A 26605-nucleotide genomic window follows, 5' to 3' on the forward strand; every position below is an offset into this window, starting at 1 on the left:
GTCAAATCGTCAAATCACTTGGAAAACGAAGCGCGTCTCGGTTATGCTCACGCCGAGCGATAACAGTCCAGGTCATCGGAAACCCCATTTTGATTTAGCACCAAAAGGGAATCACAACCTGCTGTTATCGCTCAACTACTTTTAAATCGGGCTCTCAGGAAAACTCTTCTGCTTTCGTCCGGCAGGAACAGGTCGATCATACGGCTGGCAACCGCATCGACGACAACAGCATCCAGGATAAGCAGAAAGAGGAAATTGCTCAGGAAATAGAAAGCGAAACCAAGGGTTCGATCATAGTCTGTGTAGGCGAGATATGAGTCCGCAAAAAAGAAAGAAGCAATGCACGCGGAAATTATGGCGAGTGTCCTGATTTTCCTACGCCGTGTCAAAAGGATAACCAAAGCAAAAACAGATATGAACGTAAACATTATGTACAAAGATGCTTCTCGAACATATACGGGCCAAATGCACACAGAAACTATGATGAGAGCGGCGATTTTTCCACGCTCCTTCAAAAGAACCACAACGGCGAAAATCACTAATGTCGGAAGTATTATTTCCAAAATATTCCCCGAAGAAATCAAGCTAGCGGATGTCGGGCCGATTCAACCGAGGAATCCGGGACATTTCCGGCTTAAATAAGGTTCGCCGGAAATGTCCCGTTTTTTCTTTGCTCAGTTCCGGATGCAGAACTGCTGCACCTTTGCCGGAATTGCTTCAAATGCTCAGGCAGAGATACTTGATCTCGATATAGTCTTCGATGCCGTATTTCGAGCCTTCGCGGCCGAGGCCGGATTGCTTGATGCCGCCGAACGGGGCGACTTCGGTGGAGATCAGGCCGGTATTGATGCCGACCATGCCGTATTCCAGTGCCTCGGCGACGCGGAAAATCTTCGAGACGTCCTTCGAGTAGAAATAGGAGGCGAGGCCGAATTCGGTGTTGTTGGCCATTTCGACCACCTGCTCTTCGGTGTCGAATTTGAACAGCGGTGCGACTGGACCGAACGTCTCTTCACGCGCAACCTTCATCTCCGACGTCACGCCGGTCAGGATGGTCGGCTGGAAGAACAGGCCGCCATGGGCGTCCGGCTTGCCGCCGACCGCCACCTTGGCGCCTTTTTCCAGCGCGTCGGCAATGTGTTCCTCGACCTTGTCGACGGCGGCCTTGGTGATCAGCGGGCCAGCATTGACGCCGGTTTCGAAACCGTCACCAACCTTCATCGCGCCGACCTTGTCCGCCAGTTTCTTGGCGAAGGCGTCGTAGACGCCGGACTGGACGTAGAGGCGGTTGGCGCAAACGCAGGTCTGGCCGTTGTTGCGGTATTTCGAGATCATCGCGCCTTCGACGGCCGCGTCGAGATCGGCATCGTCGAAGACGATGAAGGGCGCATTGCCGCCGAGTTCCAGACCGAGCTTCATGATCTGGTCGGCGCCCTGACGCATCAGGATGCGGCCAACTTCGGTGGAGCCGGTGAAGGTCAGCTTGCGGACCTTGTCATTCTCGGTGAATTCCCTGCCGACCGACGGAGAATCCTTCGACAGGATGACGTTGAACACGCCCGCTGGCATGCCGGCCCGCTCGGCGAGAATGGCGAGCGAGGTGACCGAAAGCGGCGTCTCGGCGGCAGGCTTGGAGATCATGGTGCAGCCGGCGGCCACGGCCGGGGCGAATTTGCGCGCCAGCATCGCATTCGGGAAATTCCATGGCGTGATCGCCGCGACAACCCCGATCGGCTGCTTGATGACGATGATCCGCTTGTCCTGCTGATGGCCGGGAATGGTGTCGCCATAGACGCGCTTGGCTTCCTCGCCGAACCATTCGACGTAAGAAGCGCCATAGAGGACTTCGCCCTTGGCCTCGGCCAGCGGCTTGCCCATTTCCGTGGTCAGGATGGCGGCGAGGTCGTCGGCATTGGCGACCATCAGGTCGTAGAGCTTGCGCAGGATCGCGGCGCGTTCCTTGCCGGTCTTCTTTGCCCATTCTTTCTGGGCCTTGTGAGCGGCGTCGATGGCGCGCTTGGTCTCGGCGCGGTTCATGTCCGGCAGGGTGGCTATGACGTCGCCGGTCGACGGATTGGTGACGTCAAACGTCTTGCCGCTGTCGCTCTTGGCGACCCATTCGCCGGCAATGAACGCCTTGTCGGTGACCAGCGACGGGTCCTTGAGCTTGGAGGTGAGTTTATCGGAAATCATGGGTTCAAGCCTCAGCTGCGCATTCGCGCAAGGTTGCTTCAAGGATATCCAGCGCCTCGGCGAAGACATTGTCTTCGATGGTGATCGGGGCGAGGAAGCGGATGACATTGCCGTAGACGCCGCAGGTGAGCAGGATCAGGCCCTTGGCCAGCGCCTTTTCGCGCACTTTGCTGGTGAAGTCAGCGTTGGGGTTTTTCGTTCCGGGAATGTTGAATTCCACCGCGTTCATGAAGCCGGGGCCACGGATGTCGGCGATCTGCGGCACGTCGCCGAGCAGCGAATGCAGGCGCTGCTWCAGCCGGTTGCCGAGCGATTCAGCGCGCTCGTTGAGGCCTTCCTCTTCAATCACATCGAGCACGGCATTGCCGGCGGCGATGCCGATCGGGTTGCCGCCATAGGTGCCGCCGAGGCCGCCCGGTCCGGGTGCATCCATGATCTCGGCGCGGCCGGTGACGGCTGCGATCGGGAAGCCGCCGCCGAGGCCCTTGGCCATGGTCGTCAGGTCGGCGGCAACGCCATAATGTTCCATGGCAAACAGCTTGCCGGTGCGTGCGAAGCCGGTCTGGACTTCGTCGGCAATCAGCAGGATGCCGTATTTGTCGGCGATTTCGCGGATCTTCTGCATGAAGGCGCGCGGCGTCTCGTAGAAGCCACCTTCGCCCTGCACCGGCTCGACGATGAAGGCCGCGACGCGGTTGGGGTCGACATCGGCCTTGAACAGCTTGTCGAGGACGGCGAGCGAATCCTCGATAGTCTGGTCATGGAGTTCGATCGGGAAGGGCACGTGGAAGACATCGGGCATCATCGCGCCGAAGCCGGTCTTGTAGGGAACGACCTTGCCGGTCAGCGTCATGCCCATGAAGGTGCGGCCGTGGAAGGCGCCGGTAAAGGCGATGACGGCGGAGCGGTTGGTCGCGGCACGGGCGATCTTCACCGCGTTTTCAACGGCTTCGGCACCGGTGGTGACGAAAATCGTCTTCTTCTTGAAATTACCCGGCACGGCATTGTTGAGACGCTCGGCGAGGCGGACATAATTCTCGTAGGGCACGACCTGATGGCAGGTATGGGTGAAGTGGTCGAGCTGGTCCTTGACGGCGGCGATCACCTTGGGATGGCGGTGGCCGGTATTGACCACGGCGATGCCGGCGGCGAAATCGATATAGCGACGGCCCTCGACATCCCAGATTTCCGCATTTTGCGCCTTGTCGGCATAGACCTGCGTGGTGACGCCGACGCCGCGCGAGATCGCATCGGATCTGCGGGCCGCAATTTCAGTGTTGAGCATGGAAATCTCCCGGGATGTGAGTGACGGAAAGCAACACTGCGGAGAAGCGCTCCCCACAGCTTCGAAAATATTCTTTGCATTTTTTCTGTAGAGTTGCAATATGGATCGAAGAGATTTTTGGGGCCGATTGCAGCCATGCAGGAGCAGATTCGATACAAGATCGCCGAGGCCGCGCGCATGGCCGGCGTATCGCCGTCGACGCTGCGCCTCTGGGAGAGCCAGGGGCTGATCGAGCCGGTGCGGACGGAATCCGGGCAGCGGCTGTACGAGGCGGCGCATGTCGAGCGGTTGAAGAAGATTAGCTGGCTAAGAACGGACAAGGGGCTCAACCCTGCGGCGATCCGCGAGAGCCTGCTGCAGGAGGTGCCGGAGGCGGAAGAGCAGTCCCGGGTGCCGTCTGGAGCAAGTGCCGACGCCGATACCGCCATCGGCCAGAAGCTGCGGCAGTTGCGCCGCGACGCCGGCAAGACGCTGGAAAATGTCGCGGCCGCCACCGGCGTGTCGGTGTCGCTGCTGTCGACCTTCGAGCGCACCTCGCAAGGCCTCTCTTTCAAGGCGCTGCATGAGGTGGTCAACCATTTCGGCACGACGCTTGCCATTCTGAGCGGGCAGGAGGAGCGGAATTCGGGAGAGTCGCTGATCCGCAACGGCGCGTGGTCCCACTGGCCGAGGACATCGTCCGGGGTGACGGTGCAGATCCTCTCCGAGGGCAAGAACCAGATGGAGTGCCATCGCTTCGTGCTGGCGCCCGGCGCCTCGAGCGAAGGCGCCTATCAGCATGACGGCGAGGAATTCATGCATGTACTCGCCGGCAGCATCGAGATCGTGCTCGATGGCGACCAGTTCTTCGAACTCGGCACCGGCGATTCCTTCTATTTCGAAAGTCGTCGGCCGCACAGCTGGCGCAACAGCTTTGCCGGCGAGACGGTGCTGATCTGGATCAACACGCCGCCGACATTTTGAGGCGCGTCGCGCTTTCTCTCTTGTTCTTGCGCATGTCGTTATCCCGAAACCGGGGACCACTTTCGGGCGACATGCTGGGAGCTTGCAGGTCGCGGCTCCGAATGCGAGAGTGGGGATTTGGAGCCTTTTCCTGGTTGCAGCCGTTTAACCGGGAAAGGCTCCATGCCACCGGAGGTCGGTCATGCCCAGGTTCCAGATGCAGATGGAAGTCGAGCACGCGATCCTGTTTCTCTCGGATGCGATTGACGATTTTGCCATACCCGACAATACAGGCTCGGCCTTCGTGGTTGCGACAGCCGATTGCCTGGCGTTCTGCGTCATGCCGGATGTTGATGGCGCCTCGCTGGTGACAGTTACCGATCATGACTGTGACAGCGGCACAAAGCTCTGGAGCGGAACGCTTTCGGTCACCAGCGGCGTGGTGACCTTGAGCGACAGTGCGGCATTCCACTATATCTATCTGCCGACGCCGGCCCGCGAGGTCGAGGTCGACATATGGGCTGATGACGAACGATATCCGGAATGGGTCTGGATCAAGCTATCGGCCATCGGTCACCCCTATGTGTCGGAAGAACACTGACGGGTCGACGGCTCACGCAAAGCCGCCTGCCGACCATCCGACTTCTCACGCCAGTTCCACATGCGGCACGCCGTTCGAAGTCTTCTCCACCGTCTTGCCTTCCTCGTCGAGCATGCAGACGATGCGCTTACGCATCACGGCAAAACTCTCGAACTGCGAGACATTGACCGCCTCGTCGAAATCGAAGGTCACGCGGGTCATGTTGCCGGCGGTCATGCGCTGCACGGCGATCACCCGGCCGGTAAAAGCCTTGCCGAGATAGCGGCCCGAGGCTTTGTCGCCCAGCGAAAGCGTGCGCTTCGGCACCCTGTTGCCGAGCCTGGCATGCAGCGTGTTCCAGTCGCGGAAGCCGTACTGGCTGGCGATCAGCTCCAGCGATTTCGAATGGTTGATCTGGGTTCCCTGGCGGGCAAGCGCATCGCGCAGGCGTTTTGCCTGCTCCTTGAGCGCATCCAGCGAGGGGAGTTGGGTCGTGTCACCCATGACAGTCCTCTTTCCTGGCATTCCGATGCAATGCTTGGGTGCCCGCATTGCCAAAGGCCGGAATGCCTCAAGTGGAAATCAGACGTTGATCCGAATTCAGGGACTTCACCATGTCCGAAGACTGCGAGCGGCAGGGGTCCCTTGCCCTGCCGCTGACTTAGTGCCGGTAACGCAAAAAGTCAAATCACGCGATATGCGGACGGTGGACATGAGCTGCAAAGGAAGGCGTGAAGCCGCCCCGGTCATGGACTCATTCTGTTTTCTGAGAGGTTCGCTTCGGACGAACTCGACCCAGTGCATCAAGATCCATGACTCGTTCGCCCGGCGAACCGAGATATTCGTCGGTTGAGTGACGCCCATTTTGGTCTTCGACTGTCACCGTAAATCGGTTCCCATGCGAGTCCACCGCATATCTCGCCGTCAGTTTGCGGAATACATGCGATCCGACTCCATGCCGCTGACTTAAGTTATCCAACGCGTCGGCATAAAGTGAGATCGCCCTGGACAATGATGCTGACGGACGAGCGCCAGACGATGTTCCGGCAATGAAATCTACCAGAATGTAACCTTCGCCACTGTTCGCCGCTTCGCCGAATATATCTGTTGGATAATATCCGATCATCAATCCGAGCCCGCACGCAAGCGAGTCCGCGATGTTGTGGCCAATGGATTTCAGTTCACCGAGCTTCATTCCCAGAGATTAGCAGCAGTGGTCCTGCTGGCAAGCAGGTTACGATGGCCGCCTTAAAGCAAGGCGGCCAAGAACAGGTGACGTTGAATGACTGCTTTCGATTCAAGCCTCAGAACGGATAGTGCTGGTGTGGGCCCTCGATGATGGCCCGGTGCCGATCAGTTGATCACCGCCTCGCCCCGAACACGACCGTAGTCGAAACGCTCACGCTGCCGAAGGGCATTTGCGCCTCGTCATGCGATCGGGCCATTGATATGGCGGACGCCATTCCTATGCCACTGCCGCCGAGGCAGCTGCGCCGCTGGAGACGTCGAGTTTCTTCGCGCGCAGGAAAGCGCCGGCTTCATCGATCGACTGCATGCCTTCGTCGAGCATTGGGGCGAAGAGCTGCCAGGAATGCACCATGCCGTCGAAAACCTTGAGTTCTGCATCGACACCGGCCGCCTTCAGCCGTTCGACCACGGTAATGGAATCGTCGCGGAGGATTTCCCACGATCCGACATGCACGAGCACAGGCGGCAGACCGGTGAAATCGCTGTAGAACGGCGTGACAGTCTCGGACTTCCTGTCGCCATCGCCAATGTAACAGGCGTTGAAGATGGCCATGAGCTCGGGCGTCAAAAGCGGCGCATCCGGCACTGAGCGGTGAGATTCGCCTATGCCGGCAAGATCGAGTGCCGGAGACATCAGCATCAGCGCGGCCGGCTGCGGCAAGCCTGCCTTCTTTGCGCGGACAGCGACCGAAAGCGCCAGATTGCCGCCGGCACTGTCGCCGCAAATAGCGATTGCTGCCGGATCATAGCCTTGCGCCAGAGCCCATTTATAGGTTTCGACGGCATCGTCATGGGCGGCAGGCGCCGGGTTTTCGGGCGCCAAACGATAGTCGGGCGCCAGGACGCTGATACCGCTCGCCCGCGCCAAGTGGGTGGCGATCACCCGATGCGATCGGCTGGAGCCGAAAAAGAAGCCACCGCCATGGAAATAGATGATGAGCCGGCGCTTGTCCGTGTCGGTGCGCTGGATGAGGTCGCCGCCGCAAGGTCCTGCCGCCACCCGCTGGATCATCGAACCCTCGGCAATCGGCGTCTGGGCATTGATGCCTTCGAACCATTCGCGCATGACGGCCGGTGTGGCGTTTTCCGGCGGCGGATTTTGGGCGCTGATGCTGAGAATGAATTCCAGTTGCTGCTTGGACATTGTTCCTCCCTGGGGATTTGCTTTGATAGGCACGTCGAAACCGGTGGCAGCCGGTTTCATCGATTCACGCCGCGTTTGAGATATGAGAAACTTGGTTGAGCGTCGGCGGTGCGGAACATGCCGCACCGCCGCTCGCACTGATCAGAACGGATAGTGCTGGTGCGGGTCCTCAATAGTGATCCAGCGCAAGTCGGTGAATTCGTTGATCGCCGCCTTGCCGCCGAAGCGTCCGTAGCCGGAGCCCTTGACGCCGCCGAAGGGCATCTGCGCTTCGTCGTGCACGGTCGGGCCGTTGATGTGGCAGATGCCGCTTTCGATGCGCGCGGCGACAGCCATGGCCCGCTGCACGTCGCGGCTATAGACGGAGGCTGACAGGCCGTATTCGGTGTCGTTGGCGATGGCGATGGCCTCCTCTTCGTCGCGCACGCGGATCACCGGCTTGACCGGGCCAAAGCTCTCCTCGTCATAGGCGCGCATGCCGATTTTGACGCCGTCGAGCAAAGTCGCTTCGACGACCGAGCCGGTGCGCTTGCCGCCGGCGACCAGCTTGGCGCCTTTGTCGACCGCGTCCTTGATAAAGTCTTCCATCTTAAGGGCGGCTTCCGGCGTCACCAGCGAGCCAAGCACGACATGGCCGCGCGGATCGCCGGCCGGCAGTTTGGAAGCGCGGTCGGCCAGTTTGCGGACGAATTCGTCGGCGATCTTCTCGTGTACGATGATGCGTTCGGTCGACATGCAGATCTGGCCCATATTGGCATAGGCGCCGAAGACCGCGCCATTGACGGCGGCATCGATATCGGCATCGTCGAGCACGATCATCGGCGCCTTGCCGCCGAGTTCGAGCAGAGCAGGTTTCAGATATTTGCCGCAGAGTTCGCCGATGCGGCGGCCGACGCGGGTCGAGCCGGTGAAGTTGACGCGGCGGACTTCAGGGGCGGCGATCAGCGCCTCGACAACCGCGGCGGCATCTTCCGGTGCGTTGCTGATGACGTTGATCACGCCCGCCGGCAGGCCGGCCTCGACCAGCGCCTGGCCGATCAGCATATGCAGGCCAGGGCAGGCTTCCGAAGCTTTCAGGATCACGGTGTTGCCGCAGGCGAGCGCCATGGCTATGGCGCGGGTGCCGAGGATGATCGGCGCATTCCACGGTGCGATGCCGACGCAGACGCCGGCAGCCTGGCGGATCGCCATGGAGAGCGTGCCGGGTTTGTCGGAAGGGATGATCTCGCCCTGGATCTGGGTGGTCATGCCGGCCGCCTCGCGCAGCATGCCGGCGGCAAGCATAGTGTTGAAGCCGGCCCAGGGCGCGGTGCCGCCGGTTTCCTCGATCATGATCTTGGCGAATTCGTCGACCTTGGAGGCGAGCATGTCGGCGGCCTTGAACAGCAGCGCGCGGCGCTCGCCAGGGCCGGTCTTCGACCAGGCCGGGAAGGCAGCGTGAGCGGCGGCCACGGCGGCCTTCACATCCGCGACGCCCGAGGCGGGAGCGCGGGTCGCGACCTTGCCGGTATAGGGGTCGATGCGGTCAAACGTCTTGCCGGAAAAGGCAGGGACGGACTTGCCGCCAATGATTTGCTGGAGTTCCAACATGGTGTTTCCCTTCTTTTGGATGTTAGAAGCCGAGCACGTCGGCGTTGATCGAAGCTTCGAGGCCGCCGTCATTGGCGATATTGGCGCCGTTGATCCAACGGGCGGCATCGGAAGCGAGGAAGAGGATGACGGGGGCGATGTCTGACGCAGTGCCGGCGCGGCCGACGCGGGATATGTCGGAATCGACCTTCTCGTCGCCCAAGACGGAGCGGAATTCTCTGAGAATCTGTGTCTCCACCGGGCCTGGGCTGACGGCGTTGACGCGGATGTTGCGATCCCTGAACAGCCGCTCATGCGCCGCCTTCTGCGTCCAGAGCAGCAGCAGTTCCTTGGAGAGCGGGTAGCCGATCTCGTTGGGGATATTGTGCCTGGCGATCACGGCCTTGATGTCCGGGAAGCCGGTCTCGGCGACCAGCGCCTTGGCGCGGTCGAGATTGGCGCGCCAGCCATAGCCGGCGATCGAGGCGACATTGACGACGGAGCCACCCTCGCGGATACGTCGGGCGAGCGCTTCGGTGAACAGGCGCAGGCCGTAGAAGTTGATCGCCAGCGTCGGCTCGGCGCCGATCTTGCCGGAAATGCCGGCGACGTTGAGCAGTGCATCAAAACGCAGCGGCAACTGCTTGACCACGGCTTCGATGCCGGCCGGGTTGGAAAGATCGCCCTTGATGAAATTGGCCGACGGCTGGGCCGGCTCCTTCATGTCGATGCCGATCACATCGGCGCCTTGCGCTACCGCCAGTTCCGCCGTGCGGGCGCCGATGCCCGACGAGACGCCGGTAATGACAAGGGTCTTGCCCAATAACATGTCATTCTCCCTTTCTTATGGGTGTTTCGGGCAGCCGGAGCCGGTAGCCCACAGGCATCAGCGAGATGCCGAAGCGGCTTTCGACCGCGCCCCAGATGCCGCGCGGAAAAAGCAGCGAGAAGATCAGCGCCACAAGGCCGAGGCCGATCAGGTACCAGACCCCCCACTGACTGAACCAGGTCTCGATCAGGAAGAAGATCACCGCACCGAGGATCGCGCCCTCGAATGTGCCGATACCGCCGACCAGGACCATGAAGATCATGTAGGCCGTCCAATGCACGGAGAAGTAGTTCTTCGGCTGGAACGTGACGGAGCTCGCCAGCCACAGCGCGCCGGCAATGCCGATGCCGGCGGCGGCGAGCACGAAGAGCAGCCGCTTGGTCGCCGTGACCTTGACGCCGAGGGCACCTGCTGCATCCTCGTTGTCGCGGATCGCCTGGATGGCGGCACCGGTCTTGCTGCGCAACAGGGCAAAGAGGCCGATCAGGAAGGCGGCCATGGCGGCAAGCGCGCACCAGTAGATCAGGTCGCGCCGCTCGCCGCTGGCATAGGCGTTGAGCGAGATCAGCGAGGTGCCGGTTTCGCCCTGGATCAGCCGGTCGAGATTGACCAGCAGATGCACGAGTGCCGACACGACCCACATGCCGATGGCGAATTCGCCGCCCTTGAGCCTGAGCATCAGGAAGGAGAGCGGCCAGGAGACAGCGGCGACGGCGATGGCGGCAATCAGCATCGATATGAAGGGGTCGATGCCTTGGTAGGCGAGCCGAACGGTGAAATAGGCGCCGAGGCCGAAGAACAATTGCTGGCCGACCGAAACCAGGCCGCCAAAGCCGGCCAGCGCATTCCACATCGCCGCCATGATGACGTAGATGAACAGCCCGGTCATGCGGTCGACCATGCCGGCGCTGAGGAAGGCCGGACCGAGGGCGAGCACGGCGAGCAAGGCGATCGACAGCCAGGCCGCGATGCGCGAAGAACTGGTCCAGCGTTCGACCGAGCCTGCGGTCGGAAGGGTCATGTCGACGCTCATGCGGCACCTCTACGATTGGCAAGTCTGGCGGGCAGCAAGGCCAGATCGGGCAAGAATAGCCGCGCCAGCAATATGATCAGGAAAGCGGCATGGCCGGCGATCAGGAAGCCGAGCGGATGCAGCGTGGCGCCGAGCGTTTGGGCGATGCCGAGAATGATGCCGCCGATCAGCGTGCCCCAGAGCGAGCCTGCGCCGCCGATCACCGCTGCTTCGAAGGCGAAGAGCAATTGGGTGGCGCCGGCATAGGGTTCGAAGGTGGCGCGCATGGCGAGGAACATGCCGGCAATGGTCACCGTCACCAGCGTGATCGCCGCGGCGGCGGCATTGACGCGGGCTGCGTCTATGCCCATCAGGCCGGCCGTATCCGGGTCCTCGGCCGTAGCGCGGATGGCGCGGCCGAGGCGGGTATAGTTGAGCATCAGCTGCAGGCCGGCGAGCAGGAGCACGGCGACGACGAAGATCAGTACCGGCAGCTTGCCGACATACATGCCGCCCGGCAGTTGCCAGCTGTCCCAGGAGAGGTCGCCGATGGAGTTGGCCAGCGATTTGGTATTGGCGCCGAACTGCTCGAACAACGAATTGTCGATCACCATGGACAGGCCGAAGGTAGAAAGGATCGGCAGCAATTGCCCGCCGCGGGCGCTGCGGTCGAGGATCAGCCTCTGGATCAGCCAGCCGACCATCGCCATGACGATCACGGCAATGATGAAACAGGCCCAGATCGGCAGATGGGCACGGTCGCTGAGCACGAACATCAGATAGGCGGCGCAAATGGCGAGACTGCCATGGGCTAGGTTGATGATGCGCATCACCGAAAACATGAAGGAAAGGCCACAGGCCAGCAGTGCATAATAGCCGCCGAGCAGGATGCCCTGGACGAGTTGGTTCATCATGCCACGGCTCCTTTGCGGGCGCGATGCAGGCCGAAATAGGCCTCAGTAACCTGGTCGCGGGTGAGCGATCTGGCATCACCCTCCAGCGCGATGCGGCCTTCGAGCATACAGATGACGCGGCTCGCGACATTCATGGCGCGCGCCAGGTCCTGCTCGACAAGGATGATGGTCGTGCCGGACTTGATCAGGCCGTCGAGCGATTCATAGACGCGGTCGACGATCAGCGGCGACAGGCCGAGCGAGACTTCGTCGAGCAGCAGCACATCCGGATTGCTCATCAGCGCCCGGCCGATGGCCGTAGCCTGCTGTTCGCCGCCGGAGAGGTGGCCGGTCTTGTGGTTGATGCGTTTCTTCAGATTGGGGAAGATTTCCAGGATTTTTTCGATCGACCAGTCGCCCTTGCGATCGGCCATCGAGCCAAGCTTGAGATTTTCCGCCACGGTCATCGAGGCGAACATGCGCCGGCCTTCCGGTACCAGCGCAATGCCCTTCGCCACGCGCTTGTGCGAGGGAAGCGCGGTCACGTCTTCGTCCTTGAGACGGATCGCGCCGGAGGCGACGGCGTGGGCGCCGGCGAGCGTGCGCAGCAGCGTGGTCTTGCCTGCGCCATTGGCGCCGACCAGAGCCAGCGTTTCGCCTTTCTGCACGGAGAAAGAGATGCCTCTGACGGCCTCGAGCAGGCCGTGGCGGGCGGTAAGATTGTCGATGGCGAGGATTGTCATTTCGGTCCTCCGCCGAGATAGGCCTTGACCACCTGCGGGTCGGACATCACGGTCTGCGGTTCGCCATCGGCGATGATTTTTCCGGCATCCATGCAGATCAGCCGGTCGACGACCTGCAGCAGCACATGCACGATGTGCTCGATCCAGACGATGCCGAGACCGCGACGCTTGAGTTCCTGGATGGTCAGCACGAGTTCCTGCGCTTCGGAATCAGTCAGCCCGCCGCCGATCTCGTCGAGCAGGATGACTTGTGGACCGGTGGCCAGCGCACGGGCCAATTCCAGACGCTTGCGGTCGAGCAACCCCAGTGTTTCGGCGCGACGGTTGGCGACGCCAAGCATGCCGCACATGTCGAGCGCGCCGATGACGCGCTCATAGGCTTCATCTCGGCCCTTCACCGAATGCGAAGCGGCAACATAGACGTTCTCGAATGTCGTCATGCCGAGAAACGGTTTCGGCACCTGATGGGTGCGGACCAGGCCGGCGCGGCAACGGTCGGCGGCAGAGTGCCGCGTCACGTCCCGGCCGGCAAAGCTGACAGCACCCGCACTCGGCGGGAAAGCGCCGGCCAGCGTGGCGAGCAGCGTGGTCTTGCCGGCGCCGTTCGGGCCGACAATCCCCACCGCTTCGTTGAGGCCCATGGAGAAATCGACATCCTCGAGCACGGCGAGCGCGCCGAACCTTTTGTGGATGCCGATCCCCGAGAACCGGCCGGGGCCGGTCCTGCTATCCGTATCGTTCAACATTTTACTTCCGAGTAATCAGCCTTGATCAGGCGTTGTAAGGCAGAAGCTTGGCAGCCACCGGCACGTTCGGATCGGTGACGTTTTCGGTCACGACATAGTCGAGCGGGAATTTCGCGCCGTCGGCAGCCTTGACCCATTGCGTGCAGATGATCGGGCCGGGGGCGACATTCGGCACCGGGCCGGAGGTGAAATCCACCTTGCCGGCGATGGTGACCGTGTTGAGCCCGGCGATCGCCTTGGCGACAGTCTCCTTGGTTTTCGGATCGCCCGACTTCTTCAGCGCTTCGAAGCCGGCATCGAACAGTGCCAGAGTGGCGCCGAGCTGCTGCGTCCACTGCTTGCCCGACGTGGTTTCATAGCCATCGGCCAGTTCCGTGCCGCTGATGCCGGTCAACGTCGACTTATAGGGGAAGGCCTTGTGCCAGTAGCAGGCGCTTGCCATGTTGACGCCAAGCTGGCCAAGTGATTCCACATCCGAGGGGAAGAGGCCGGTCTTGGCGACCTGCAGGATCTTGACCTGCTTATGCAGGCCCTGCTGGGCGGCCTGGCGCCAGAAGGCGGCGAAATCCGGCGGGATCGGGAAGGTGTTGATGATCTCGACGCCTTCGTCCTTGAACTTGCTGATCTGGCTGGAGAAATCAGTCGTGCCGGTCTCATAGGCGCCAGGATCGACGATGGTGAAGCCGTCCTTCTGCAGAAGGGGCGCGAGATGGGCGCGGATGGCATTGCCGTCGGCGTCGTTCGGATACATGACGCCGACCTTCTTGTTGGTCGGGATCAGATTCCACTGCGACACATAGGCTTTGTGGAATTCCTCGACGCCGAAACCGAAATGATAGGTCCATTTGAACGGCGACGGCGCGCCGGGCTTGGCGCCGCGGCCGAAATACCAGGCTTCCCAGGGCATGACGGTGGAAAGGCAGGGCACGCCGGCAGCCTCGCAGGCATCGGCAACCGGGTTGATGGTTTCCGGCGTCGAGATCACCAGCATCATGTCGATGGCCTGGTTGTTGATCAGGTCCTTGGCCAGCTGGCCGGCGCGCGACGGATCGGACTGGGTGTCCTGGTCGATGATCTCGACACTGAATGTCTTGCCGCCGATCGCGAGGCCTTTTTCCAGCGCCTTGCGGGCGAGATCGAGCACATAGCCATCCGTCTCGCCGAAGCCGCCGAGCGGGCCGGTGCGCGGGCTGATGAAGCCGATCTTGAGGCTGTCGGCGGCAAAGGCAGGGCGGGTGCCGAGCGCGAGGGCTACACCTGTCGCGGCTGTGGCCGCCATCAGTTCGCGGCGTGTCAGGCCGCTCTTCTTTTCATTCGTCATGTTTTCCTCCCATGTTGAATTACCTGCATTAAATCGGATAGTCGCCGGGCTGCGCGGAGAGCGTGATCCAGCGCAGTTCGGTGAATTCATCGAGTGCGGCCATGCCGCCGAATTTGCCGTAGCCGGAAGCCTTGACACCGCCGAAGGGCATTTGCGGTTCGTCGGCGACGGTGGCGGAATTGATGTGGCAGATGCCGGATTCGATGCGGCGGGCGATGGCCATGGCGCGGACGATGTCGCGGCCGAAGACGGCGCCGGAGAGGCCGTATTCGCAATCATTGGCAATGGTGATCGCCTCTTCGGCATCGGCGACGCGGATGATGACGGCGACCGGGCCAAAACTTTCCTCGCGGTAGAGGCGCATCGGCCGCGTGACATTGTCGAGCACGGTAGCGTCCATGAAGGCGTCATGGCTGTCACCGCCGGCGAGCAGGGTGGCGCCCTTGGCAAGCGCATCGTCGATCAGCATGCGGACGCGGCGGGCGGAATCGGCGGTGACCAGCGAGCCGAGCGGCATATGGCCGAGCACCGGGTCGCCAGCCCTCAGTGTCCGGACTTTTTCGCGGAAGCGGGCGACGAAGGCGTCGGCGATGCTGTCGAGCACGATGATCCGCTCTGTCGACATGCAGATCTGGCCCTGGTTGAAGAAAGCGCCGAAGGCGGCGGCCTTCACCGCCTCGTCGAGGTCCGCATCGTCAAGAACGATAAAGGCCGCCTTGCCGCCCAGTTCGAGCAGGCAGCGCTTGAGATGTTTGGCCGCTACCTGCGCAATCACCCGGCCGACGCGGGTCGAACCGGTGAAATTGATCCGCCGCACGACGGGATGGGCGACGAGCGCCTCAACGATCGCAGAGGCATCGGCCGGGGCATTGGAGACAAGATTGATAACGCCCGCGGGAATGCCGGCCTCGACCAGCGCGTCGACGATGGCGCGGTGTGTGGCCGGGCAGAGTTCGGAGGCTTTGAGGATCACCGTATTGCCGCAGGCGAGCGCCATGGCGATGGAGCGGACGCCGAGGATGATCGGCGCATTCCAGGGCGCGATCGCCAGGCAGACGCCGGCCGGCTGGCGGATGGCGAAGGCGGTGACGCCCGGTCGGTCAGTGGGAATGACCGCGCCGCTGACATGCGTTGTCATGGCGGCGGCATCGCGGAAAATCCCGCTGCCGAGCTTGACGTTGAAGGCGCACCAGGCGCGGGTCGCGCCGGTTTCCGACATCATGATTTCAACGATTTGACCTTCATTCTCCGTGAGAATGCGGGCGGCGCGTTCGAGAACAGAGCGGCGAAAAGCGGGTGTGCTGTCGGCCCAGGCCGGGAAGGCTGCGGCTGCCGCATCGGCAGCGGCAAGCGCATCGTCGAGGCTGGCAGCGCTGGCAGTGGTGGCAAGTTCGCCGGTGATGGGATTGTGGCGCTCGAAGCTCGCGCCATGGGCGGCATCGCGATCCGATCCGCCGATGAGAAGCCGGGCGGCACGGGTAGCGGCAGCCGGCGCTTCGAAGCGCGAAACCGTCTTATCCCCTAAGAAATCCACCCGCGCCTCGACTGACATCATCGCCTCCTCCCAAAGGCCTGTCATGAGAGTAGCGCAGGTTTGGGGAATATGAATGTGATTTTCCGGTTTAAACTTGTGAAATTCCGGGTAGAATGGAGCTCATTCTCAATGGCGGGCACTGAAAATGCATAATGATGCGGCGATCCATCACGATGCACGCGGGGAAACCTTCGAGCCGGCGATCTCGCAGCGGGTGATCCGCATCGGCCGGGCGCCGCAGCGCTGGTTCCACCATGCCGTTTTTCTCGCTACGGGCACGATCACGATCGCGCGCGGCGACAATCCGACGATCGTCCACGGGCCGGCGCTGGTGTTGTTTCCGCCATCGGAAGGCGAGAGCCTGGCGATTGCCGCAGGCGCACATGGGCACCTGATCGGTGTGTCGCCGGAGATTATCGGCGAGGCGATCGGCGACCATGCGGAATCACCGTCGCTGAGATTGTTTTCCAGCGGCTTCTCGATCACCGACCGGCTGGAGAATGTGCAGCGATTGGAGATCGCGCCGCTGTTCCAGGGCTTTATTTCCGAACTGCACCAGGAGGGGCGCGCCTCGCGCATGGTGGCCGGCGCCTATGCGCGGCTGATCCTCATGGCGGCGTGGCGGCTCTCCGGCGCTGGCGAACGTGCTGCGACGTCGGCGACCGGCACCGGCTCGATCCTTCAGCGCTTCCGGCAATCGGTGGAGGCGAATTTCCGCCAGCACTGGTCGATCGCCGACTATGCCGTCGAACTCGGCATCAGCCCCGACCGGCTGCACGCCATCTGCCAGCGGACTTTGAAGCGCCCTCCGATCGAACTGGTGCATGACCGGCTGGTGCAGGAGGCGAAGCTACGGCTGGAACGGGCGGCCCGCAGCGTGCAGGAGATTTCCGATAGCCTGGGTTTTCGCGACCCGGCGAATTTCAGCCATTTCTTCAAGCGCAAGACAGGTGTTTCGCCGGCGAAATATCGGGCGCTGGCGGTGGGGGCGACAGGGGCGGCGGTGCCGCTGTCGTCGGGGTATTATGAGTGGCCATGAGGATATGCTTGCCACATCCCCATGCGTGGCATGCCTGACCGTAACCGCGTTGCCGATATGTAAAGTCGGTGTCACTGGCCTTATGGTCCTTCAGGCGCGACGAATGACTTTCTTATTGTTCTTGCAGATTGAGCATGTTCCGTGTTCCTGCATAAATTCGCTTGTGGTGGCAAGCGCCCCGGTGACCTGCGCTGGATGCGCGGTGTCATTCGTCAATCCGATTCCGTTCGCGATGCATTTGTTGCAGACATAGCTCGGTCGATGCTTGGTGATGAAATCGTTGATCCTTTGTGGTACCGACATGTCCAGCTCCATACTTTGCGCAAACCGTGTAGGAAACCGCGTCGCGGTATGATCTGCGGCTATTTCGGTCGCGGTTTTGGATGCACAATGCTAAGGTTGATTCATTGATTTATTCTAACCAAGAGTGGCAGGTAAGCACTAATGCAAGTTATGTATTTGGGGCGTTCGAGCCGCCGCACAAATCCTCCGCCTCTCCAAGAGGGTGACGTAATCGAACTTCTGTCCAATAATTGGGACGATTACGGCTTCAAGACTAGCTTTCTAGTCACCTGCCGCATGAATGATGAGGTTGTCGATGTGCCCGGCGTTAAGCTGCTGATCGAAGACTCCTTTACCTCGAGTTCAACCTTGGACCGACTGCGTGCAGAGGGATGGGACGGTGTTTTCCCAATTCCCGATATGAACTATATCTCGGTTCCGACCGAAATCACCTTCTATGAACAGATAGAAGGATCTCTAGGTACCGATGTTGCCATCACGGTTGCACAAGCGCTGCGCGATGCAAGCTATCTGATCAATATTGCGGTAGATGCCGAAGCTCAATCCTTGATTGACAGTTCCGGGTTTCGAAGCTCATTACAGCGTGAACGCGCCAGCATCCAGGCTTTCCTTGACGGCTGGCGTGTATTCGAGCGACAGGCCATTGCGGTCCTGGACATGGGATTCCAATTCAAGAACGTGTTCGGCAATACTGACACGCTTGAGCTAAAGTTCCAACCCCGCACTCGTCTTCCGCACGACGTGAACGTGCTGATTGGTCCTAACGGCTATGGCAAATCTCAACTGCTCCACCAGATCGTGCGGGACTGGATTTCTCCGTCCGAAGAGAAAGAGACAGGCTTCGTTAGGAAGCCGAACCTATCTCAGCTCGTGGTCGTATCCTACAGCCCGTTCGAACGTTTCCCTGTCGATCTGACTGGGCACAAGCTCCAGGATCAGGAGGCTTACCGCTATTTCGGTCTGCGAGGGCGGGGGACACCTGTCGATTCTAGCAAGCTCGGGTCGATCAGACTTTCCCTTGAGCAGCCGAAGCGGAACGCAGCACAATCTTTGATCCAGTGCCTAGCCGACGATCGGCGATTAAGCGTGGTGCGCGGGTGGTCCCACAAGGTTGAAACCATGGAGCGCGTTTTGCGGACGGCGATCGTCTTCGATTTCGCTGCGGTGGAGGTTGCACCACGGGCAAGGGTGAGTTCCTTCTATCAGGATGCCGCAGAGATAACCCCTCTCAACATCGATCTTACTGATGGGGCAGATCGCAAGCGCTTCATCCCGATCCGCTCTGAGAGTATTCAGCAACTAGATGAGGAGCGGTTAACCTCTTCGCTCCTGTCGGCGTCTGGTGTCACGTTCTTCCATGATGGGCAGCCTATAGAGCTGAGCTCAGGGCAGAGGCTGTTTGCCTACATCGTCATAAACATTCTTGGAGCAATCCGTCGCAATAGCTTGATTCTCGTGGACGAACCGGAGCTGTTTCTTCATCCGACGCTTGAAATCCAGTTCGTTGACATGCTCAAGACCATTTTGTCCAGGTTCAATTCGAAGGCGCTACTTGCGACCCATTCGGTTGTGACGGTCAGAGAGGTTCCATCGGATTGCGTCCATGTGTTCGAAAAGACTGAAGATGACGTGGTTCTCAAACATCCGCCTTTCCAGACATTCGGCGGCGACTTTCAGCGGATTTCGTCATATGTTTTCGGCGACCGCGCCGTGTCTAAGCCCTTTGAAGCATGGATCAGGACGCAGCTCGACGATATCGGATCTGCTGACGCGCTGATTGCCGAACTGGGCGATGATCTGAATGAGGAACTGATTATACAGATCAAGTCCATGGAGCGTGACCAGTGGTAATGAATCTTACGCACCCGGCAGTTGATAGCCTCGATCTGGTCGACGAAATTGTCAACGAGCGCCAAGGTGGGAAGAATGCCGGGTTCTTTACTGGGATACGGCAGGATTGGAGGAATCGCGTCCAAGCATACATTGATGGTGCCGGATCACCTGCGACGGTGCCTCTATGGCCGACATCGAACACAAGAAGGGAAGTTTCCTCAACCTCTACATTTCCCCTACAGAGGGTTCCGTTCAGGGTAGCATGCTTGCGACGCTGCGCGACCATGACCTGTCAATTTGCCCTGCCTGTGGTGAGGCTGGAGCACCGAACACGCTTGATCACTATCTGCCGAAAGGTAAGTACCCTCATTTCTGCGTCACGCCGTACAACCTGTTCCCCATGTGCGATGCGTGCCAGACCAACAAGAAGGAGAAGACGGGCGACGCGGCGAATCCAAGGTTCTTTCTCCATCCATATTTTGACGTTTTTCTCGCAAACCAAGTGCTTCAGCTGTCAATAAACGCTCCGTTTGCCACGCCTACGTTTGATCTGGAGCCGGTAGCCGGCTTGACTCCGGAGGAGACCAGCCTTGTCAGGCGGCACGTTGAGGAGCTTGGGATTGTTTCTCGGTACGCCCGCTTTTTCAGGAACGAGTATCAGCGGCTGTTGCGGACGTCCCATAAGCTTCGAGCTGCGGATCTGGACGTAGCAGGGAACTTGACTGTCTTCCGAGATACTGCGGCAACTCCGACTCCCAACGCATGGCAGCACATTTTCTATGCAGCAGTGTTGGCTAATGCTGCTCTAGTAGACTACATAACGAATGGTGAGTTGCCACCTTACCGATGATGATCTGAACATAAATATACGTGGCGCCAAGCGTAACGGAGCCCGCTCACTCCGCTTGATCACCCGCTTCAGCGCGTTTCCAGAATCCGCAACAGCCTGCCTCTATAGGTGTCGACAATGACGGCGAGGACGATGACGGCGCCGATGACGATCGGTTTGACATTGTCGTCGGCGCCGAGCAGCTGTAGTCCGGTGGACAAGACCTGCAGGATGCAGGCGCCGACCAGGGTGCCGATGATCGAGCCTTTGCCACCGGACAGGCTCGTCCCGCCGATGATGACCGCGGCGATCGCATTCAGCTCATAGCCAATGCCCGCGACGGGGCTGCCGACATTGAGACGCAGGAGATAGACCATGGCGGCGATGCCGGCGGTCAGTCCGGAGATGGTGAAAACTGCGATCTTGTATTTCCTGGGATTATGTCCAGAGAGCCGGACGGCCTCCTCATTCGTGCCGATGGCAAAGACGAAGCGTCCGAACACCGTGTAGCGCAGCACGAACCAACCGACGAGGACGACGACGATGGCGATCAGGAAGATCGACGGGAACACGCCCCAGAAGATCAGATTGCCGAAATCGACGAAGGGCTGCGGCAGGCCGGTGATGGTCGAATTATCGCTGACCACGCGCGCCAGGCCGCTTGCGACATTGAGCATGCCGAGGGTGACGATGAACGAAGGCAGCTTCCACTTCTCGCAGACCCAGCCATTGATTGCCCCGAGAACAGCGCCGGTGCCCATGGAAGCAAGCGTGGCCAGTACGATGGCCTGCCAGGGAGAGAACCGCGGGTCGATCATGATCGTCGCGCCGACAACCGTGCAGAGCGCCAGCAGCGAACCGACGGAAAGATCGATGCCGCCTGTGAGGATGACGAAGGTCATTCCCGAAGCCAGGACCGTGTTGATGGCGATCTGAACGAAGATCTTCAGGAAATTTTCCGGCGTGGCGAAATAGGGTGCCGTCGCCGAGAAAAACAACAGGATCAGGACAAAGGCGATCGCCACGCCCGCTTCGCGCATCGAAATCCTGAGGATGGTGTTCCAGAGATGGTTCTCTTTCGCCCCGATTGAATTTTCAGCGTTCTCTGACACGGCTGTACTCCTTGTAGGCGAGCGAGAGAATCCGGCTCTCTTCAAACTGTTGGCGCGGCACTTCCCCGGCAATCTTGCCATCCGACAAGACGATGACGCGATGGCAAATGCCCATGAGTTCCGACAGGTCGGATGAAACCATCAGAATTCCCTTGCCGTCGGCGGCAAGCTTCCACAGAAGCTCATAGATCTCGGCCTTGGCGCCCACATCTATGCCGCGGGTCGGCTCATCGAAAATCAGCACATTCGGGCCGCGGAACAGCCATTTGGCGATGACGACTTTCTGCTGGTTGCCGCCGGAAAAGGTTCTGACGGCCTGGTGGATCGACGGGGTCTTCACCCGCAATTCCCGCACGAGGCGTTCGGAATGCTGCTGCTCAGCTTTCCGCGCGATCAAGCCGTTGCGGGAGATCTTTTTCAGATCGGCAATGGTCATGTTGTGCGCGCAGCTCAGGTCCAGGAGCAGGCCCTGCGTCTTTCGATCCTCCGTCGCCAGGCAAAGGCCGGCGGCCACGGCATCCTTGGCCGAGTTGATCGTCACTGGCCTGCCATTGACGCGAATTTCACCGGCATGTTTGACATCCGCGCCGAAGATCGCCCGGACCACCTCGGTTCGCCCGCTGCCGACCAGGCCGGCGATGCCGACGATTTCGCCGTGGCCGACCGAAAGGGAAAGCTGCGGGCTGTTGCGCGTCACCTGCAAGCCCGACACGCCAAGCGCTTCCCCATGCACCGGGCTGTCGTCACGGAAAACGCCGTGGTTTGAAATCGTCCGTCCAACCATCAGCTCGACGATCTCGGGAACGGTCAGGCCTGCCAGCGGGCGAGTGATGACGTGCTGGCCGTCACGCAGGACGCTCACGTCGTCGCCGACTTCAAAGACTTCTTCGAGCCGATGGGAGATGTAGAGGGTCGTAACCCCGCGGTTTCTCAGCCGTTTGAGGATCGCAAACAGCCGGTCGACCTCGTGCGACGTCAAGGTCGCGGTCGGCTCGTCCAGGACGAGGAATTTGCTCTCGTAGCAAAGAGCCTTTGCAATTTCGAGGAGCTGAAGCTGCGCGACGCTCAGGCGGCCGGCCGGAGTCGTGGGCGCTATGTCCAGGCCGACCTCGGACAGGAGTTCTTCGGCCCGCCGGTTCATTTTCGTGTAGTCGACCAGGCCGAAGCGGCGCGGCAGATGCTCGAAAAGCAGATTTTCTGCAACCGTCAGATTGGACAGCGGATGCAGTTCCTGATGGACGATGCGGATTCCTGCCTTGAAGGCTGCATGGGGCGAGGCGGGGCTGTAAGGCTTGCCGTCGAACCAGAGCTGGCCTTCGTCGGGTTTGAAGACGCCGCCCAGGAGATTGATCAGGGTCGATTTTCCGGCGCCATTCTCGCCCAACAGGACGTGGCCCTTGCCGCGGCGGAAGTCGATGGAGACGTCGTTGAGCGCCACGACGCCCGGAAAACGCTTTCCGATCCCCTCCAGCTTCAAAATGTGGTCATCCGGCAGGTCCGACAAATCAGCCTCACGCGTCTTCCAATGGGGGAAATGTTAACTCGCTGCCGATGGCAACACCGGCAGGACGCCAATCATAATTCGATCGACGACAAGATGCCATCAAGGTCCAACACGCCGGCCAAAAGGCCGGCGTGTTGCCATGTCAAAGTTCGCTGTTGCTGCTACTGCAAGTCCTTGGCGGTGATGAGCTTGATATCGGTCTTCACCCAGCCGGTGAATTTTTCGCCGGCAAGTTCCCGCAGGCCGTAGTCGATGCCGATCACGGCCATCTTTGCACCGTATTGTTCGACGGTGGCATACATTTTGCCGCCCTTGATCAGCGGCTGAACCGGGGGAATGTTGTCGAAACCGATGACCTTGATCTTGCCGTTCTGGCCGCTTGCATCAAGCGCCTTGACGACGCCCAGCGCCATGGAATCGTTGGCCGCCATCACGCCTTGAATGTCCTGGTACTTGGTCAGGAAATTGGTCATGAGGGTGTTGGCTTCCTCGGTTTCCCAATGCGCGGTCTTGCTGTCGAGAAGCTGAAGCTTGCCGGCCTTGATAGCATCCTCGAAGCCTTCCTTGCGTTCCTTGGCATTGTCGGCTTCCGGATTGCCTTCGAGGATCACGACCTTGGCGCCCGGTCCCAGATCCTTGGCAAGCGCATCGCCGGCAAGCCGTGCGCCCTCGCGGTTATCAGGGCCGAAGAAGGCGAGGTCGATTCCTGCGGCCTTTTTCGCATCGGCATCGAGCGGCACGTCGATGTTGATGACCTTGACGCCGGCCTTCACGGCCTTGGCGAGCGGCGTTGCCATTGCCTTGGAGTCGGCGGGCGCGACGACGATGACGTCATATTTCTGCGTGACGAAGTTTTCGACGGCATCGACCTGTGAGGCAAAATCGCGTTCATCCTTCATGCCGACAGCCTTGAAGTCGAACTTGTCGGTGTTCTTTGCCGCATAGTCATCGGCACCGGCCTTCATCTGCTTGAAGAACTCGTTCGACAAGGATTTCATGATCAGGCCGACCTTCGGCTTGCTTCCTGCGAAAACGGGGGAAGCGAACGAAGTTGCTGCCAGGATCAGGCCGACCGAACCGGCTATGCCCATTTTCAATGCGCGGCGGCGGCCAGCATTGACGGAATCGGATTTAGACTGCGTGGAATTCGCCATTTTATCCTCCCAAGAACGGTTCCCAGCCGAGTCCTCCCCAGCTATTCGTTGATGAACCGTTTCCAACGCGCTTTGGGTAACAATGCGGGATACCCTTGTCAAGACGGCAAATTTACATGAAAATCGACCTTGACGCGCGATTTACATGACGCTCACGCACCTTTCCGTGAATCGTTTCCATTGCTTCATTGAGCGACAGGCGATATGAATTCGTTTGCGATCCCGCGCTGCAGATCGTAACGGTTCCTGCGTTCGGAGCGGTGCTGCGCTTCGAAAGTCGCAAGCCGCGCCGGGCCTGGCTCGCCATTGCAGCCGAATAGGAATGGAACTCGCTTCGTCCATGCGGAAAGTTGGAATCAGGGAAGTCGCGGAGCGTGCTGGGGTTGCGACCGGGACTGTTTCGAGGGTCTTGAATGGTCACCCCTCGGTTACCGAAGAGGTCCGGGCGCGCGTAAAGCAGGTGATAGAAACACTCRGCTACATGCCGGACCCGCTGGCCCGGAGCATGCGCAGCAAGGTCAGCCGCCTGATTGGCATTGTCATACCCGATCTGACCAACCCGTTTTTCTCTGAACTGGTGCAATCCGCAGAGCAGGCGGCCACGGATCACGGCCATAACGTGATCTTCATGACCTCCTTCGACGACGTCGCCAAGGAAGCCGATCGGCTGGCGCAGCTTGCCGGCCGAAAGGTGGACGGGATCATCCTCGTCCCCAGCAATGGTTTTCATGCGGTCAAACCGCCGAAGGGCCTGCCGATCGTGGTGGTCGATCGCCTCATGTCGGCTTATCCCGGTGTGGCATCGGATCATCGTCATGGGGCGAGACTGGGCGTCGAACATCTGTTGACGCTCGGGCATCGCCGTATCGGCTTCATATCCGGACCGTCAGGGTCCACGCCGGCCAATGACCGCCTCGCCGGCTATCTCGATGCCATCGAGCAGTTTTCCGACGCCCACCATTTGCCTCTGGCGCCGATGGTTGCGGAAGCGACCTTCGATTATGAAAGCGGGCGCATAGCGGGCAATTATCTCCTGGCCCGTGCACGGGACGAGCGGCCGACCGCAATATTCACAAGCTCGGACCAGCAGGCGATCGGCTGCATGCGGGCCGCCCACGATCTCGGAATTCCGGTGCCAGCCGCTCTTTCCATCATGGGCTTCGACGGAATCCCGCTTTCGAAAATGACGACGCCACGGCTCACCACTGTCAGGCAACCGATTCCGGAAATTGCCGCCACCGCGGTCGAAATCCTTCTCGGCACGAGAACGCTGCCGGATGGTGGTGCGCCAATTCTCTTTCCGTGCAAGCTTTCGGAGGGTGACTCGACGGCTCCGCCCCAACCTGATCTGAACGCAACACGATCGGCAAGGGGCCGGTGACCTCAGCAATCTTTACCAAGCTACTCGGCACTTGCCCACTCGGCTTAAGTAGGGGTGGTGGGAGACTGCCCGCCGTGTGACACATGCCCTGAAAATGTGTGATCTTGCCGGTTATCCGGAAGCGCAATTCGCCTCTCGGAGCAAAAACAACGGCTTGCCCTCGCATTCGTAGAAGCCACAGAAGCCGCCACCATAATCGACGCGGGCTGAGCGGCTCCACGGGGCTGTAGACCGTGTCATCGGCAATGATCAAAAGGGAGGGGCCGAATCAAGCCACGGACAGTGCCCTTTCCCAGCTGCCCCTTCGGATCGCGCGATCCTTGAACAGACCTGTTACGAGTGCTATTTAAAGTGCTGAGCCATGGAGACCATTATGCCACATACGATCCTCGCAGAAGTCACGGCCAGTGTTTCTGAATTGAAACGCAATCCGATGGGCACTGTCGCAGCTGGCGAAGGCTTTCCGGTCGCCATTCTCAATCGCAACGAGCCGGCTTTCTACTGTGTGCCGGCCAAGGCGTTTGAAGCGTTGATGGATCGCCTCGAGGATATCGAGCTGAATGCGATCGCTGATGCCCGCAAAGGCCAGAAGGAGATCGAGGTCAGCGTCGATGAGCTTTAAGCTCAAGTTCCTGGTGGAAGCAGAGAAAGAATGGCGCAAACTCGACCCGAATACTCGCTCTCAGTTTAAGAAGAAGCTTGTTGAACGACTGACGACACCGCGCATCCCCTCGGCGAAGCTGCATGGCAGCAAGGATCGTTACAAGATCAAGCTGCGCAGCAGCGGCTATCGGCTCGTCTACGAGGTTCGCGACACTGAGGTGGTCGTGCTCGTCATCGCCGTCGGCAAACGGGAGCGTTCGGAAGTCTATAAAGCGGCCGACACCAGATGACAGCGCACAGGTCCGCTGGCAACGGTGCACCAACAATCTACGCTGCATTCGTCGCCTGCTTCCTAAAATGCGAAGGCGGAGTCCTTTCCAAAGCCGACCGTAGATTTCCGTCCAATCTAAGAGCCCGATTCAAAAGTTCATTCGTAGATCCAATACCTTGCGATGCGCCTTGTGAGCATTCGGATTGAAGCGATTTGCGCCCATGCTGTTGAGCTTTCGATGGACTTTTCCCAATCCTTGGCGAGGCGGCGGCAACGCCCGAGCCAAGCAAATGTTCTTTCGACAACCCATCGGCGTGGTAGCAAGACGAAGCCCGCGGCCTTGTCAGAGCGCTTAACGATTTCGACTGTCCACTGCCCGTGACGGCGCATCGCCAACTTCAACTTGTCGCCCGCATAGCCACCATCGGCGAAGATATGGCGCAGCCATGGGAAACGGTAGCGGATGGCCTTGAGAACATCGGGCGCACCGTCGCGGTCCTGCACGTTGGCCCCATGGATCAGCACGAAGATCAGAAA

At 60.2% G+C, this 26605-nt stretch carries 25 protein-coding genes; 8 read left to right on the top strand and 17 right to left on the bottom strand.

Annotated elements, in window-relative coordinates; genetic code table 11:
* Positions 1 to 717: 717 nt before the first annotated feature.
* Both AC1DYF_RS36745 and AC1DYF_RS36750 read right to left on the bottom strand, forming a co-directional pair.
* On the bottom strand, positions 718 to 2193 hold the full coding sequence (locus AC1DYF_RS36745) for an NAD-dependent succinate-semialdehyde dehydrogenase (protein ID WP_477883406.1): 1476 nt from the start codon (positions 2191 to 2193) through the stop codon (positions 718 to 720).
* 4 nt (positions 2194 to 2197) lie between these two features.
* Positions 2198 to 3478: a 4-aminobutyrate--2-oxoglutarate transaminase gene (locus tag AC1DYF_RS36750; protein ID WP_477883408.1), complete on the bottom strand. Its 1281-nt coding sequence runs from the start codon at positions 3476 to 3478 to the stop codon at positions 2198 to 2200.
* Positions 3479 to 3613: 135 nt separating this feature from the next.
* On the opposite strand from AC1DYF_RS36750, the gene AC1DYF_RS36755 reads away from it, so the two are divergent.
* A complete protein-coding gene (locus AC1DYF_RS36755; RefSeq protein WP_477883410.1) occupies positions 3614 to 4441 on the top strand; it encodes a MerR family transcriptional regulator in 828 nt (275 codons plus the stop codon).
* A gap of 181 nt (positions 4442 to 4622) precedes the next feature.
* Positions 4623 to 5021: a hypothetical protein gene (locus AC1DYF_RS36760; RefSeq protein WP_477883412.1), complete on the top strand. Its 399-nt coding sequence runs from the start codon at positions 4623 to 4625 to the stop codon at positions 5019 to 5021.
* A 45-nt stretch (positions 5022 to 5066) separates the two neighbouring features.
* Here the strand turns inward: AC1DYF_RS36760 and AC1DYF_RS36765 are convergent, their stop codons facing one another.
* From AC1DYF_RS36765 to AC1DYF_RS36815, 11 genes are all read right to left on the bottom strand, one after another.
* Positions 5067 to 5504 carry a glyoxalase superfamily protein gene (locus tag AC1DYF_RS36765; RefSeq protein WP_477883414.1) on the bottom strand — a complete coding sequence of 146 codons (438 nt, stop codon included), beginning with the start codon at positions 5502 to 5504 and terminating at the stop codon, positions 5067 to 5069.
* A 250-nt stretch (positions 5505 to 5754) separates the two neighbouring features.
* Positions 5755 to 6195, bottom strand: a complete 441-nt coding sequence (locus AC1DYF_RS36770) for a hypothetical protein (protein ID WP_477883416.1) — start codon at positions 6193 to 6195, stop codon at positions 5755 to 5757.
* Between the two features lie 270 nt (positions 6196 to 6465).
* Positions 6466 to 7392, bottom strand: coding sequence for an alpha/beta hydrolase (locus AC1DYF_RS36775; RefSeq protein ID WP_477883417.1), 927 nt, complete (start codon positions 7390 to 7392; stop codon positions 6466 to 6468).
* A 141-nt stretch (positions 7393 to 7533) separates the two neighbouring features.
* Positions 7534 to 8982: an aldehyde dehydrogenase gene (locus tag AC1DYF_RS36780; protein ID WP_477883419.1), complete on the bottom strand. Its 1449-nt coding sequence runs from the start codon at positions 8980 to 8982 to the stop codon at positions 7534 to 7536.
* A 22-nt stretch (positions 8983 to 9004) separates the two neighbouring features.
* Positions 9005 to 9790, bottom strand: a complete 786-nt coding sequence (locus tag AC1DYF_RS36785; protein WP_477883420.1) for a coniferyl-alcohol dehydrogenase — start codon at positions 9788 to 9790, stop codon at positions 9005 to 9007.
* A 1-nt stretch (position 9791) separates the two neighbouring features.
* Positions 9792 to 10811, bottom strand: coding sequence for a branched-chain amino acid ABC transporter permease (locus AC1DYF_RS36790; RefSeq protein WP_477883422.1), 1020 nt, complete (start codon positions 10809 to 10811; stop codon positions 9792 to 9794).
* A gap of 8 nt (positions 10812 to 10819) precedes the next feature.
* Positions 10820 to 11716, bottom strand: coding sequence for a branched-chain amino acid ABC transporter permease (locus tag AC1DYF_RS36795; protein ID WP_477883424.1), 897 nt, complete (start codon positions 11714 to 11716; stop codon positions 10820 to 10822).
* Positions 11713 to 12438, bottom strand: coding sequence for an ABC transporter ATP-binding protein (locus AC1DYF_RS36800; RefSeq protein ID WP_477883426.1), 726 nt, complete (start codon positions 12436 to 12438; stop codon positions 11713 to 11715). Before AC1DYF_RS36800 ends, AC1DYF_RS36795 begins: the two co-directional genes overlap by 4 nt.
* Positions 12435 to 13184: an ABC transporter ATP-binding protein gene (locus AC1DYF_RS36805; RefSeq protein WP_477883428.1), complete on the bottom strand. Its 750-nt coding sequence runs from the start codon at positions 13182 to 13184 to the stop codon at positions 12435 to 12437. The genes AC1DYF_RS36800 and AC1DYF_RS36805 overlap by 4 nt, the downstream gene beginning before the upstream one ends.
* Before the next feature lie 25 nt (positions 13185 to 13209).
* Entirely contained in the window at positions 13210 to 14505 is a 1296-nt protein-coding gene (locus AC1DYF_RS36810; protein ID WP_477883430.1) for an ABC transporter substrate-binding protein, read from the bottom strand.
* 28 nt (positions 14506 to 14533) lie between these two features.
* On the bottom strand, positions 14534 to 16060 hold the full coding sequence (locus tag AC1DYF_RS36815; RefSeq protein WP_477883431.1) for an aldehyde dehydrogenase: 1527 nt from the start codon (positions 16058 to 16060) through the stop codon (positions 14534 to 14536).
* 124 nt (positions 16061 to 16184) lie between these two features.
* Here AC1DYF_RS36815 and AC1DYF_RS36820 point away from each other — a divergent pair, with 124 nt between their 5' ends.
* From AC1DYF_RS36820 to AC1DYF_RS36830, 3 genes are all read left to right on the top strand, one after another.
* The gene (locus tag AC1DYF_RS36820; protein ID WP_477883433.1) at positions 16185 to 17078 is read left to right on the top strand and encodes a helix-turn-helix domain-containing protein; all 894 of its coding nucleotides are present in this window, start codon (positions 16185 to 16187) and stop codon (positions 17076 to 17078) included.
* Between the two features lie 444 nt (positions 17079 to 17522).
* Positions 17523 to 19232, top strand: a complete 1710-nt coding sequence (locus AC1DYF_RS36825; RefSeq protein WP_477883435.1) for an AAA family ATPase — start codon at positions 17523 to 17525, stop codon at positions 19230 to 19232.
* 166 nt (positions 19233 to 19398) lie between these two features.
* Positions 19399 to 20064 (top strand): hypothetical protein, encoded by a 666-nt coding sequence (locus tag AC1DYF_RS36830; protein WP_477883437.1) that lies wholly within the window; start codon positions 19399 to 19401, stop codon positions 20062 to 20064.
* 68 nt (positions 20065 to 20132) lie between these two features.
* On the opposite strand, the gene AC1DYF_RS36835 is transcribed toward AC1DYF_RS36830, so the two are convergent.
* The 3 genes from AC1DYF_RS36835 to AC1DYF_RS36845 form a co-directional block, all read right to left on the bottom strand.
* A complete protein-coding gene (locus tag AC1DYF_RS36835) occupies positions 20133 to 21083 on the bottom strand; it encodes an ABC transporter permease (RefSeq protein ID WP_477883448.1) in 951 nt (316 codons plus the stop codon).
* Between the two features lie 55 nt (positions 21084 to 21138).
* A complete protein-coding gene (locus AC1DYF_RS36840) occupies positions 21139 to 22659 on the bottom strand; it encodes a sugar ABC transporter ATP-binding protein (RefSeq protein ID WP_477883439.1) in 1521 nt (506 codons plus the stop codon).
* Positions 22660 to 22820: 161 nt separating this feature from the next.
* A complete protein-coding gene (locus AC1DYF_RS36845; protein ID WP_477883441.1) occupies positions 22821 to 23813 on the bottom strand; it encodes a substrate-binding domain-containing protein in 993 nt (330 codons plus the stop codon).
* A gap of 340 nt (positions 23814 to 24153) precedes the next feature.
* Between AC1DYF_RS36845 and AC1DYF_RS36850 the strand changes: the two genes are divergently transcribed.
* The 3 genes from AC1DYF_RS36850 (at position 24154) to AC1DYF_RS36860 (ending at position 26087) form a co-directional block, all read left to right on the top strand.
* Positions 24154 to 25194, top strand: a complete 1041-nt coding sequence (locus AC1DYF_RS36850) for a LacI family DNA-binding transcriptional regulator (protein ID WP_477883443.1) — start codon at positions 24154 to 24156, stop codon at positions 25192 to 25194.
* 373 nt (positions 25195 to 25567) lie between these two features.
* A complete protein-coding gene (locus tag AC1DYF_RS36855) occupies positions 25568 to 25816 on the top strand; it encodes a type II toxin-antitoxin system Phd/YefM family antitoxin (protein WP_477883444.1) in 249 nt (82 codons plus the stop codon).
* Positions 25806 to 26087, top strand: coding sequence for a type II toxin-antitoxin system RelE family toxin (locus AC1DYF_RS36860; protein ID WP_477883445.1), 282 nt, complete (start codon positions 25806 to 25808; stop codon positions 26085 to 26087). Before AC1DYF_RS36855 ends, AC1DYF_RS36860 begins: the two co-directional genes overlap by 11 nt.
* Before the next feature lie 137 nt (positions 26088 to 26224).
* Here the strand turns inward: AC1DYF_RS36860 and AC1DYF_RS36865 are convergent.
* On the bottom strand, positions 26225 to 26605 hold a 381-nt coding region (locus tag AC1DYF_RS36865; protein ID WP_477883446.1), incomplete at its 5' end, for a transposase.

Source organism: Rhizobium sp. P2_G9, assembly GCF_056403475.1.

What these genes read in the sequence shown, in the direction of transcription:
- AC1DYF_RS36860 (WP_477883445.1), top strand. Translation starts at nt 25,806, where the DNA reads ATGAGCTTTAAGCTCAAGTTCCTGGTGGAAGCAGAGAAAGAATGGCGC.
- AC1DYF_RS36805 (WP_477883428.1), bottom strand. Translation starts at nt 13,184, where the DNA reads ATGTTGAACGATACGGATAGCAGGACCGGCCCCGGCCGGTTCTCGGGG.
- AC1DYF_RS36775 (WP_477883417.1), bottom strand. Translation starts at nt 7,392, where the DNA reads ATGTCCAAGCAGCAACTGGAATTCATTCTCAGCATCAGCGCCCAAAAT.
- AC1DYF_RS36745 (WP_477883406.1), bottom strand. Translation starts at nt 2,193, where the DNA reads ATGATTTCCGATAAACTCACCTCCAAGCTCAAGGACCCGTCGCTGGTC.
- AC1DYF_RS36760 (WP_477883412.1), top strand. Translation starts at nt 4,623, where the DNA reads ATGCCCAGGTTCCAGATGCAGATGGAAGTCGAGCACGCGATCCTGTTT.
- AC1DYF_RS36830 (WP_477883437.1), top strand. Translation starts at nt 19,399, where the DNA reads ATGGCCGACATCGAACACAAGAAGGGAAGTTTCCTCAACCTCTACATT.
- AC1DYF_RS36855 (WP_477883444.1), top strand. Translation starts at nt 25,568, where the DNA reads ATGCCACATACGATCCTCGCAGAAGTCACGGCCAGTGTTTCTGAATTG.
- AC1DYF_RS36755 (WP_477883410.1), top strand. Translation starts at nt 3,614, where the DNA reads ATGCAGGAGCAGATTCGATACAAGATCGCCGAGGCCGCGCGCATGGCC.
- AC1DYF_RS36785 (WP_477883420.1), bottom strand. Translation starts at nt 9,790, where the DNA reads ATGTTATTGGGCAAGACCCTTGTCATTACCGGCGTCTCGTCGGGCATC.
- AC1DYF_RS36780 (WP_477883419.1), bottom strand. Translation starts at nt 8,982, where the DNA reads ATGTTGGAACTCCAGCAAATCATTGGCGGCAAGTCCGTCCCTGCCTTT.
- AC1DYF_RS36825 (WP_477883435.1), top strand. Translation starts at nt 17,523, where the DNA reads ATGCAAGTTATGTATTTGGGGCGTTCGAGCCGCCGCACAAATCCTCCG.
- AC1DYF_RS36765 (WP_477883414.1), bottom strand. Translation starts at nt 5,504, where the DNA reads ATGGGTGACACGACCCAACTCCCCTCGCTGGATGCGCTCAAGGAGCAG.
- AC1DYF_RS36790 (WP_477883422.1), bottom strand. Translation starts at nt 10,811, where the DNA reads ATGACCCTTCCGACCGCAGGCTCGGTCGAACGCTGGACCAGTTCTTCG.
- AC1DYF_RS36795 (WP_477883424.1), bottom strand. Translation starts at nt 11,716, where the DNA reads ATGATGAACCAACTCGTCCAGGGCATCCTGCTCGGCGGCTATTATGCA.
- AC1DYF_RS36815 (WP_477883431.1), bottom strand. Translation starts at nt 16,060, where the DNA reads ATGATGTCAGTCGAGGCGCGGGTGGATTTCTTAGGGGATAAGACGGTT.
- AC1DYF_RS36845 (WP_477883441.1), bottom strand. Translation starts at nt 23,813, where the DNA reads ATGGCGAATTCCACGCAGTCTAAATCCGATTCCGTCAATGCTGGCCGC.
- AC1DYF_RS36770 (WP_477883416.1), bottom strand. Translation starts at nt 6,195, where the DNA reads ATGAAGCTCGGTGAACTGAAATCCATTGGCCACAACATCGCGGACTCG.
- AC1DYF_RS36800 (WP_477883426.1), bottom strand. Translation starts at nt 12,438, where the DNA reads ATGACAATCCTCGCCATCGACAATCTTACCGCCCGCCACGGCCTGCTC.
- AC1DYF_RS36810 (WP_477883430.1), bottom strand. Translation starts at nt 14,505, where the DNA reads ATGACGAATGAAAAGAAGAGCGGCCTGACACGCCGCGAACTGATGGCG.
- AC1DYF_RS36820 (WP_477883433.1), top strand. Translation starts at nt 16,185, where the DNA reads ATGCATAATGATGCGGCGATCCATCACGATGCACGCGGGGAAACCTTC.
- AC1DYF_RS36835 (WP_477883448.1), bottom strand. Translation starts at nt 21,083, where the DNA reads ATGCGCGAAGCGGGCGTGGCGATCGCCTTTGTCCTGATCCTGTTGTTT.